The sequence below is a fragment of the Ancylothrix sp. D3o genome, assembly GCF_025370775.1.
Classification (GTDB): Bacteria; Cyanobacteriota; Cyanobacteriia; order Cyanobacteriales; family Oscillatoriaceae; genus Ancylothrix.
The window spans coordinates 1-2,488 of record NZ_JAMXEX010000104.1; the positions used below are offsets into that span (position 1 = coordinate 1).

The following is a 2,488-nucleotide window of genomic DNA, read 5'->3' on the forward strand; positions in this document are numbered from 1 at the left end:
TTTTATCAGGTATTCAGTCTGAAGTATATGGCAAAAACGGGGTTTTATATGGCAGAAATGGGGTTTTATATGGCAGATTTTTTTAGGCAATAATACTTAGCAAGTTTGGAGAGTATGGAGGTTTCCAAAAAATGTAGTTTGACTGTAGTCTTTTTCTATTTCTGTTTGGTTGGTTGCTGTTTGATTTGAGAAGTTAGGAGTGGGAAATAGATTAGCAGTTGTGGTAGTGTTTATTTTGTAAATAAAAGTTTAGTAATTCTGCTAAAAAGATATTTCTCCGCCCCATTAGCTATTGTTCATAGTAGTTTTTCCTAATCCACTAAAATATTATTTCTCTAATAAGATAGCCGGAACAAGGAAATGAAAATATAGTGGGGTTGTGGATCAGCTTTATGGCTCTTGGCCTGCTCCCGAAGTAGCACCCCTATCTAATGAATCTGTTGTGTGGGCTTTCAAACAGCCGGGGCATACTTTCTGTTTAAGACCGGCCCCATGACAACACCACTCTGACAACATTGCTTGCTGTTAAAGACCGGCCTGCCAAAGGTAGAAAACATCGGCATCGTTGAAACGGCCTGCCAAAGGCAGGGAACACGGGCACCATTGAAGCGGCATCTTTCGGTATTGATTGTAAATCCTCTTACAACTGTTGAGAGATAAAAATGTATTGAATTTTAGAATCTTTCTCTAAAATATTTCCTCTTCTTCCTTCAATTCATTTTTTAGATTCTTTTACTTCAGATTACACATTTCACTCAACTGACAGTCGGTGGAGTAAAGGAAGATTTGCATCAATTTATAACGTTTTACCGCGCTTTGTGGGATCAGGTAGAAACGTTCTGCGCCTTACATCTGTATGGGCCGGTAGGTCAGCAGAAGATTTTTCTACTCCGAAGGCTAAAACGCTCCTGCTATCGTGAGTAGGTTATGAAGACTGGAGTAAAAAATATGGATGTTGTGGGGGTGGAGAGCGCAGAGCTATCAATCGTCCCAGAAGTTTAGCTAACAAGGCTTTATCTAGCTACAATAACCCTGAAACTAAGCACCATTATCTATTACTATTTGTAGCTAATGACGTGCTACAACCTACCCCCTGTTAGGGTTCCTCAGCCAAAGCAATATATTTAATTTTGTAACGAACCTTAAGCAAATCTAAAGGAGGGCTGTAGATGAAATGTATAGTCAGGTTGTTTGGTGCAGTAATATGGTGAAGAGTGGGGGCCGGTGAAGTGACAAAATTAAAGTGAGATGAAAAACCTGGAGTAAGTGTCCAGAATTTTATCTCCCCCCATTTTACCAGATCAGCGATTCAGTTAGAGGCGGAAAAATCGAGCATTCGGTCTGCCACATGGATAAGGCAAAAAGGCTATTTTATAAGACCAAAACGCTATGTTATAAGGCAAGGAAAACTAAAAATCTTACTATAGTTTTTGAGGTTGTTTGCTTAAAATTCTTGACCCTGTTTGATTTTAAGCTCTACAATTATCCATTTATAAGACAAAAATGGCAGTTTATAAGGCACAAATAAACTAAGTATAATTACTTACAATTTTCTTAAATGAATTTATGTAAAGTAGTGTAGCATTAGCGTAGTATCATTGAGGTTGTGTACGACTGAGCGCTATTAAATTTTGGAGGAGTATGGGAATGGCAACAATGATGGTAGAAACAGCTAGTTTATACTTAGTAATTGATAATTTACAGTGTTAAATTTATGGGATATTTTTGGTGAACATGAGGTTGAGAGCAGGTATTAGAATAGAGAAAATAGAATGGCTGAATCAAAGCATGATTAAATAAAAATCTAACACAAAAGAAACTACTCACTTCCTTTGTATGTCGTGCGATGTCTTTAATTTACTTTAAATAAAATTAAGAGAAACTGTCAAGGGAAAGGGGGGGTTAAATTATATCTGGAAGTGGTGATTTGCAAAATTGTAGATATTAATGAACTGCATAAAAGTTATTGCTAAGAAGTTAAAAAAGAATGTCTAAAAATATATGTGAATGGAGATATCTAAACCCCACTCTCTAACTAAAGTAGTAAAAACACGATTTATTTTCCCGTAATTCTTGGTTGTATAAGATTAGCCGATAGTTGTTGGAGATATTTCTATAGAAAGTCTCTACTTGTTGTCTGGTGGCCGGTGTTTAGCCTTGGGTGTTTGGTGGCTGGTGTTTAGTCTTGGGTGTCTGGTGATCAGTGTTTAGCCTTGGGAGTTTGGTGGCCGGTGTTTAGTCCTAGATGTCTGCTGGCAGATGTTTTAGTCCAGGGTAGCCGGTGGCTGCTGGTTAGTCTGGGGTGTTTAGTGGCCGGTGTTTAGTCCTAGATGCCTGCTAGCAGATGTTTTAGTCCAGGGTAGCCGGTGGCCGGTGTTTAGTCTTGGCTGTTTAGTGGCCAGTGTTGAGTCTGGGGTAGCCGATGCAGTGAAACTACATACTTGAGGGTTGTTAGTTAACAATAACCGGCTTTCCCTAGCTGGTAGTT

1 protein-coding gene is annotated in these 2,488 nt (G+C 38.7%); it reads right to left on the reverse strand.

Annotated elements, in window-relative coordinates:
- Positions 1-2,306: 2,306 nt before the first annotated feature.
- Positions 2,307-2,488, reverse strand: a 182-nt coding sequence (locus tag NG798_RS27455; protein WP_261226896.1) for a hypothetical protein, incomplete at its 5' end; no start/stop codon positions are given.